The organism is Scytonema sp. PRP1, assembly GCF_036697665.2.
Taxonomy (GTDB): Bacteria; Cyanobacteriota; Cyanobacteriia; order Cyanobacteriales; family Nostocaceae; genus Kalymmatonema; species Kalymmatonema gypsitolerans.
Genome location: NZ_JBAHYJ020000048.1, coordinates 1 through 8,345 on the forward strand (window position 1 = coordinate 1; position 8,345 = coordinate 8,345).

Consider the following 8,345-nt stretch of genomic DNA (forward strand, 5'->3'; position numbering starts at 1 on the left):
TTACTATGACCAGTATTTAGACGCAAGTAGCCGAGTATTTATGAAGCGTTACAAGATAGCAGACCACAGCGACAAAAATTGATGCAGTTATACATCAAACAGATGCCAGCACAGGGTCGTCCGTTATTGGCTGGCGACCACACAGCTTGGTCGCACCCAGATGCGGTAACTCTACAGGAAAGGAGGATTGAACACAGCAGTGTCTCAATCGGAGGAAACAAACCAATTACCGTTGGTCAGGGCTATAGCACGATTGCTTGGATACCAGAGGATTTGGGTAGTTGGGCGTTACCCCTGAGACATGAGCGAATTACCAGTTGGGAAAACCCAATTGAGAAAGCAACATGGCAGCTACAACAAGTGTGTGAACATTTACCCCAAAGACCAATTTCGGTTTGGGATAGTGAGTATGGCTGCGCCCATGCGCGTTTTGAAGACTACCAACATTAAAGCTGATAATAAGAGTACGTTTGCGTTCTAACCAGTGTTTATGGGGCGCACCACCAGCATATTCTGGTAGGGGGCGACCCAGGAAACATGGTGACAAATTCAAACTAAATGAACCCTCTACATGGAGTGAAGTCACGAGAAGTATAGAACTAAACCATCCCAAGCTGGGACGACTCAAGGTGAGCTTGTGGTCAAATTTACAATGAACGCAAAACCGCTACACGCCCGATGTCCCTGATTCGGGTTGAGCGTCTTGATGATCTTGGCAACTTGAAAGTATTAAAACCTTTGTGGTTGGCTTGGGTAGGAGAACAAATGCCGACCTTAGAAGAAGTTTGGCAACTCTACTTGCGTCGTTTTACTGTTGACCATTGGTATCGATTTTTGAAGCAACGCTTACACTGGACACTACCTAAGCTCAGTACACCTAAGCAATGTGAGCGTTGGAGTGACTTGATGCCAATGATGACTTGGGAATTGTGGTTAGCGCCTGATATCGTTGCGGATAACCCTTTACCTTGGCAAAAGTCATTAGACAATTTGACCCCTGGAAGGGTTGCCCAGGCAATGGGGAGCATTTTAGCGGCGATTGGTACTCCTGCGCGATCGCCCAAACCTCGCGGAAAGTCCCCAGGCTGGAAGAGCGGACAACCACGACAACGTAGAATTCGCTATCCCATAGTTAAAAAAACTACCACTCGACCTCCCAAAGAACAACCAGAAACTGCTTAAGATTGTCGATTTTCATCCCTGAAGCTTGTTTCTTTTCAACTCAGCATTGCTGGGTCGTTTCTTGTTGCTTAGTCTAAACACCAGTTATGAGCAACACTATCGAGACCGTATACTCAAAAACCTTAAGAAAAAAGCTCAGGCTTTTGGTTTAGAACTCATCCCTATTTCAACACCTACCGAATGTGTTTCTTGAAAGTTACGGTGTATGCAGAAGTTCGCTATTGCTGCTTTTTTCTAACTTTCTCCGCAGCGCTTCCATGTATGTGTAAAACACGGGTGTAATGTATAGTGTCAGCAGTTGAGAAAATAGCAACCCTCCTACAACTGCCATCCCCAAAGGTCGACGTGATTCTGCACCAGCGCCCAAACCAAGGGCAATCGGCAATGTTCCCATGAAAGCTGCCATTGTAGTCATCATAATGGGGCGGAAACGTACTAAACAGGCTTCGTAAATGGCATCTCTGGGGGATTTATCTGTATGGCGTTGGGTTTCCATTGCAAAGTCAATCATCATAATGCCGTTTTTCTTGACAATGCCCACTAGCAAGATGATGCCGATAAAGGCGTAAACGTTGAGATCAATATGGAACAATATCAGTGTGAGCAGTGCGCCAAATCCAGCAGAAGGCAAGCTGGATAAAATTGTGAAGGGGTGGATGTAGTCTTCGTAGAGAATCCCCAGCACAATGTAAATCACCAAAATTGCCACCAGCAACAGCAACCCCAGTCCGGCGATTGAAGATTGAAAAGCTTGGGCTGAACCCTGAAAGCTGGTGCTAATGGTTGCAGGTAAAGTATCATGGGCAACTTGTTGAATTTTTCCCGTCACATCTCCTAGAGATACGCCCAGTTTAAGGTTAAAGGAGATGGTTGTCGCTGGGAGTTGTCCCTGGTGGTTGACAGTTAACGAGCCTACACTTTTTGTTAAGGTGGCAACTGCATTTAAGGGGACAAGCTGACCATTAGGAGAATGAATCGAAAGCAAATTGAGGGCATTGGGGTCTTGCTGATACTGCGGTAACAGCCCTAGTATGACTTCATACTCATTATCTGGGGCGTAAATCGTGGAAACTTGGATAGTACCATAAGCATCACCTAGGGCTGTTTCGATTTGTTGGGCAGTTAAACCAAGGGCATTAGCGCGATCGCGGTTAATTTGCACATTCACTTGAGGGTTATCAATTTGCAAATCACTATTCACATCCTGCAATCCTGGTATTTTGCTGAGTTTGTCTTGCAGGATGGGGGTGTATTTATAAAGGTCTTGGAAGTTGGTACTTTGTAAGGTGAACTGGTACTGAGCATTTGTCTGCTTGCCACCAATGTTAATTGGTGGTGGATTGATTAAGAACACCTTAATTCCCGGTTCTTGCCGTAATTTTGGTTGTAATTCCTGAATCACTTGATCAGCATTGAGGTGTCTTTGAGAACTGGGTTTGAGCCGAATGACAATAATCCCCGTATTATTCCCCGCTGTTCCAGTTGCCGATGAGCCGATAACTGAGTTGAGTACATCTACATTGCGGTCATTACGAATCATATTTGCCACTGCTTCTTGGTGCTTGATCATGTCGCCAAAGGAAATATCTTGGGCTGCTTGGGTTTGGGCAGTAATCAATCCGTTATCATCACTGGGGAGAAAGCCCTTGGGAACGATAACAAATAAATACATTGTCACTAGCAAAATTGCACCAGAGAGAATCATCGTTGTGCGGTGATATTTCAAGGACTTTCGCAGACTCCAAGCGTAGAAACGCAAAGCAAAGTTTTGAGTTTTGTCGTCCATTTCTTTGTGTTCCCCTACTTCCTGATGTTCTGATTGCAAAAATCGACTGCATAACATCGGCGTTAAGCTGAGGGAAAGAAGACCGGAAACTAGAATAGCAGCGGCAATGGTAACGGCAAATTCATGAAACAATCTTCCCAAAATACCAGGCATGAACAACATGGGAATAAAGACCGCCACTAGCGATAAAGTCATAGAAATAATTGTGCCGCCAATCTCTTTTGAGCCGTTGATCGCAGCTTGCAGACGATTTTCCCCCATTTCCATGTGACGGACGATGTTTTCCAGGACTACCACCGCGTCATCTACCACGAAACCAACGCTTAAGGTTAGCGCCATTAGGGAAAGTGTATCTAAGGAAAAGCCCAGTAGGAACATGACTGCAAAGGTGGCAACTAAAGATAGGGGTACAGTCAAACTGGGAATTAAAGTAGCACGCAGGTTTCGCAGAAAGAGAAAGATGACTAACACCACCAAGAAAATGGTGAGTAATAATGTGAATTTGACATCATTCACCGAGTCACGGATATTTTGAGAGCGATCATAGAAAATATCCATATTCACAGCAGCGGGAATTTGCGATCCCAAACTAGGGAGCAGTGCTTTGATTGCATCCACAATATCGATGGTGTTCGTTCCCGGCTGACGTTGAATTGCCAAAATAATCGAACGTTTAGGAATCTGTCCCTGATTCGTAAAATACCAACTGGCAATTTTGTCATTCTGCACACTGTCAATTACCTGACCTAAATCACCCAAACGCACTGGCGCACCATTACTATAAGCAACAGTCAAGCCGCGATAGCCGGCACCATTGAGCAGTTGACCATTAGCTTCAACGGTGTAATTTTTGTGATTACCGTAGAGATTCCCAGTAGGTAAATCGGCGTTACCTTGAGCGATCGCTTTTGCCACATCATCAATGCCTAACCCTTTGGCTTTCAATGATTGGGGATCAACTTCGATACGAACAGCATATTTCTGGGAACCGTAAACGAGCACCTGCGCCACTCCATCTACCATCGACAGGCGTTCCCCAGTGTCTCCTCTGCATACTTATCTACCTCGGAAAGTGGCACCAAGTCTGAACTGAGGGTAATGTAAAGAATCGGTTGCTCTGCTGGATTCACCTTCTTATATGATGGGGGACTAGGCATATCACTAGGCAATTGCTTAGTTGCCTGAGCGATCGCTGCCTGTACGTCCTGCGCTGCACCATCAATATCTCGACTCAAATTAAATTGCAGGACGATTTGGCTACTCCCTATGGCGCTGGTGGAGTTCATGGAATCCAAGCCGGCAATGGTGGAAAATTGCTGCTCTAAAGGCGTTGCCACCGATGCCGCCATCGTTTTTGGACTGGCTCCTGGTAAACTAGCAGACACCGAGATTGTGGGAAAATCCATGTTAGGGAGGTCGCTGACGGGTAATATAAAGTAACTCATCAGCCCAAAAACTAGAATCGCCAGCATAACCAAGGTGGTCATAATTGGGCGGCGAATGAACACAGAAGTCATATTCATGGCTAATAATGTTACTTGTCCCCAACTATTGGACGAATAGTATTTTTGTAAATTTTTTGTGCCGCCTTTGCAGAGATAACGCTATTGTCATCGCGCAGCGTGAAAGTTAGGTCAGTGGGTTTAAAATAATGACGACTAACAGAAGTCCAACCTCGGACAACAAAAGTATTCAGTTCAGGATTCACTGGTATTGATTTAGTCAAAACCTGAGTAACAATTGCCGATGTATCACCTGTAGGAATTTGCGCTATGGCTTGATCAATTCGGGATTGTTTTCCTTGCCAAATAAATTCCACAGTTCCATCGCTGAGGTTTTGATCCCAACCAGCTAAGTTGTACTGAATTGCTAGTTTGAACAGAAAAGCCCGGAATCCTACCTGTTGGACATTGCCTGTGACTCTTCCGGTTACGGCAACTACAGAATCTTTAGTTGGTGGCTTATCGGCTAGAGCGACATTTTGAAAAACAAACAGGGCGATCGCTAAAACGACTATTACCAACGAAAATTGTTTGAGAAGATGCTTGACAGTATATGCAATCATGGTTAGTTAAAAGTCTATTTATTATTATTTGATAGCAACAGATACACCAGGTGCAAGATTGAATTGTCCATCGGTAACGACTTGCTCACCGGGTTGGAGCCCTTGATTAATCACCGTTTCGTTGCCTACCGTATCCCCAGCTTTCACTGGACGGGCTGTTACTGTTTTATCAGATTTGACAACATATACATACTGTCCGTTTTGTCCAGTTTGTAATGCTTGCGAAGGGACAACGATCGCATTGGATAACTGAGCCAGTTTCAGCACCACATCCACAAATTCCCCTGGTGATAGCTGTCCTTGGGTGTTGCTAAAGGTGGCTTTTAGTTGAATCGTTCCAGTTGTGGTATCCAAGGTATTATCTACAAAGGTGAGTTCTCCGTTTATTGGCTGTGCTGAATGATTTGGCACTAACGCATCTACTTCCAACTTACTTGTAGCCATATATTTTTTGAGTCTGGGTAGTTGCTGTTGGGGAATCGAGAAAGAAACGTAAGTAGGATGAGTTTGGTTAATGACTACTAATCCACTGGTATCATTAGCCTTGACCAAATTACCTTGATTAACTTGTAAGTTACCTGTTTGCCCGTCAATGGGTGCATAGATAGTGGTGTAAGCAAGTTGAGTTTTAGCACTGGCTACAGCCGCCTCAGCTGCTTTGAGATTTGCTTGAGCATTTTGCACATTTGCCTGAGCTGATCCCACAGCAGCGATCGCTTCTCGGATTGCACTTTGATCAGCAGACACAGTTGCTTGATCTGCATCTGCAGTGGTGCGATATTGTTGGGCTTGTTCCTGGGTAACGACTCCCTGCTGAAATAAATGCGTATAACGTCGTGCTTCAACATCAGCATTGTGTGCTTGGGCTGCATCTTTCGCCCGTGTAGCTTTTGCTTGGGTGACTTGATCACTGGCTTGTTGCTGATTGGCGATCGCCTGCTGCACTTGCGCCTGTGCTTGTACCTGTTTAGCGATCGCTTGATCTAAATTTGCCTGAAAAGGTGTGGGGTCAATTTTGAACAATAGCTGTCCTTTCTTGACTTGCTGCCCTTGTTGAAAGTACACTCCCATAAGTTGTCCATCAACCAATGACTTAATTGATACGGTGGAGTATGCCTCAACGGTTCCCGTGCTGCGAATTTCTAGAGGTACTGTTGCCTGGGTGACTTGAGCTACAACTACAGGTACAGCTTTGTGGTTGTCTGTCTTAAGTTGCGTGGGTCGTTTACCCAAAACAGCCCAACTAGAAAAGCAAACAATTCCTAGTAGTAGTAAACCCAAACTACCCTTTTGTAGAAGTGTGAATTTTATTAGTGGATGTTTGAAAATCATACTTATGGCTTGTTAGGAAATAAATTATATTTTTTATCTGTGATATTAGACAGCATATTTAGCTAACTTTTGATAAGTTTGTAGTCATTACTTTAGTACTTATTTGAGGACTAAGGTGTGCTGACTAACAAGACATTCGATATCTATGTAAAATATTTTGATTAGTCATCATCTGTGTTACCGGATCTTTGCTTAACATCAAGTTTCGGTTACAACCCTTGGCTTGAGGGTGAAGATGAGTAACTTAGGGAAAAGTTAAGAGCAAAGTTATGTTGATAACAGTACTAATCTAATAGAAACAGCACCCCTACCCTGAAGCCACTAATAGGGAGCATCCCAATGCGTGCAAAAAGACCTGGCGGATAGAATATGCGCGAAGCCGCACGCTACGCGTTAGCTCCTCCGCAGGAGGCACGCGGCTACACAAGCGAAGCCCGCCTGCGCAGACTAAGGCTATTCCATCACTTTCGTGAGAGAATAATAAAGTAAAATGTCGCAAACTCTTTGCTGGTCTATGTCTGAGGCAAGAGAGCCTGCTGAAACCATAAAATTTTTTGACGATTACTGTGAATGGTACAAAAGGCTATTTTCAGAAGTAAGAAGTTTTGAAGCATTTAAATATCTTCACGTAGGGATGATTTCAGATATTAAACGCAAAACTCTACTAGCAATATCGCGTGTGGTGGGATTAAGCAACGAGCAGGGGCTATTGCAGGACTTACGCAACAACTCTGGTGAAACTCTTATTTCTTTGTGTCCTTTGCATCCTTGGTGGTTCGTTTTTCATAATCTTGCGTAAGCCCTGTGTATTTAGAAAAACTTATGTCACAGTGATTCTGAATGAGGCATAAATAGAATCCTCATAGCGCTAAGCAGCAATAAAAATGCAAAAGCTTTGTTTAAAAACTCATTAGGTAAACTTATCCCAATTTTTGCACCAAACCATCCGCCGAAAATAAACCCCAAACACAAGATGCTGGCTACTTTGATATCTACGTCACCCTGTTTATAATACGTCCATGCTGCTAATAAATCTACTGGCAAGACAAGCAATGCTAGTGTAGTTCCTTGTGCTAAATGTTGAGAAAATCCTAAGAAAAACATTAAAGCTGGCAAAATGATCATACCACCACCGATACCTGTCATCCCGCTAATAATGCCTGCCACTAATCCTAAAATGAGACACAGTAAAACGTTATTCATAGTAAGCAACCTCCTTTTGATTACAAGTTTCCGTTTTTGGCAGTGGCTTTTGGGTGAAGATGGATAAGTTAACGGAAACTTAAGAAGCTAACTATTAGGGCTAAAAGTAGCGAAGATAAAATTACACGGCTTTCGCCTGGTTAGCGTGGGCAAAATTAATACGGCGCAAATTTTTCTTCTTTTGAGAGACGTGCTGAATAGTCAAATCGGAAAAGTCATAGGAAGTTATATCAAGTCGGAGGTGACGGCAGAGATTAATTAAGTTGCTAACACCATAGCTAGCTAATTTACGGTTTTCATCGTTCAGTAGCTGAAAAATTTCCTGAATTTGCTTTTCGAGAGCTGATGCCGAATAAAAACTACTACAGAGGGACTCAGCAATTGGCTGCAAAAATAACTTTTCTTGGCTTTGTTTTACAATGTTGTTGACTGTTGTTTTTACCAGCGAATATTTAAGAAAAAAAGAAAGTTCTTTAGTGGTTAATTCAGTAGCCATCTGTTTAGTCAGTTTGTTGGTAACGTACTCCATCATTAATGGCTGTAGGGTGTAGTAACTAGAGTCTGTTTCAAGAAGCGATCGCCCATTTAGCCCCTCCAAAGCTGACAACAACTCTGCGGTGGAAACACCAGGTACAATATCGTCGCGTAAATCTGCAATACTCGTCCATTCCCGATTAATTGCCAACCAGTACATTATCGATTGTTCCAACTGCGAGAGGCGATTGAATTGCTCATCCAATAAGCGGCGAATACCATTGAAGATTAGGGTATTTTGCT

The 8,345-nt window shown here is 43.6% G+C and carries 6 protein-coding genes and 3 pseudogenes; 4 read left to right on the plus strand and 5 right to left on the minus strand.

What is annotated here, in order from left to right; translation table 11 throughout:
- The first annotated feature begins 81 nt into the window (after positions 1-81).
- From V5G28_RS09920 to V5G28_RS09930, 3 genes are read left to right on the plus strand one after another with little or no spacing between them, the layout of a single operon-like run.
- The gene (locus V5G28_RS09920) at positions 82-450 is read left to right on the plus strand and encodes a hypothetical protein (RefSeq protein WP_332992063.1); all 369 of its coding nucleotides are present in this window, start codon (positions 82-84) and stop codon (positions 448-450) included.
- A 20-nt stretch (positions 451-470) separates the two neighbouring features.
- Positions 471-656 carry a hypothetical protein gene (locus V5G28_RS09925; protein WP_332992065.1) on the plus strand — a complete coding sequence of 62 codons (186 nt, stop codon included), beginning with the start codon at positions 471-473 and terminating at the stop codon, positions 654-656.
- Positions 657-678: 22 nt separating this feature from the next.
- Entirely contained in the window at positions 679-1,182 is a 504-nt protein-coding gene (locus V5G28_RS09930; RefSeq protein ID WP_332992067.1) for a hypothetical protein, read from the plus strand.
- Between the two features lie 196 nt (positions 1,183-1,378).
- Here the strand turns inward: V5G28_RS09930 and V5G28_RS09935 are convergent.
- The 3 genes and pseudogenes from V5G28_RS09935 to V5G28_RS09950 all read right to left on the minus strand — a co-directional run bounded on the left by V5G28_RS09935 (position 1,379) and on the right by V5G28_RS09950 (position 6,365).
- Positions 1,379-4,491, minus strand: a pseudogene (locus V5G28_RS09935) (efflux RND transporter permease subunit).
- 11 nt (positions 4,492-4,502) lie between these two features.
- Positions 4,503-5,033, minus strand: a complete 531-nt coding sequence (locus V5G28_RS09945) for an acylphosphatase (RefSeq protein WP_332992074.1) — start codon at positions 5,031-5,033, stop codon at positions 4,503-4,505.
- A gap of 24 nt (positions 5,034-5,057) precedes the next feature.
- Positions 5,058-6,365, minus strand: a complete 1,308-nt coding sequence (locus V5G28_RS09950) for an efflux RND transporter periplasmic adaptor subunit (RefSeq protein WP_332992075.1) — start codon at positions 6,363-6,365, stop codon at positions 5,058-5,060.
- 514 nt (positions 6,366-6,879) lie between these two features.
- Here V5G28_RS09950 and V5G28_RS09955 point away from each other — a divergent pair.
- A pseudogene (locus V5G28_RS09955) lies at positions 6,880-7,074 on the plus strand (IS701 family transposase); the annotation flags it as partial.
- 116 nt (positions 7,075-7,190) lie between these two features.
- Here the strand turns inward: V5G28_RS09955 and V5G28_RS09960 are convergent.
- Together V5G28_RS09960 and V5G28_RS09965 are read right to left on the minus strand one after the other, a co-directional pair.
- On the minus strand, positions 7,191-7,568 hold the full coding sequence (locus tag V5G28_RS09960) for a sulfite exporter TauE/SafE family protein (RefSeq protein WP_332992077.1): 378 nt from the start codon (positions 7,566-7,568) through the stop codon (positions 7,191-7,193).
- A gap of 121 nt (positions 7,569-7,689) precedes the next feature.
- Positions 7,690-8,345, minus strand: a pseudogene (locus V5G28_RS09965) (hypothetical protein); the annotation flags it as partial.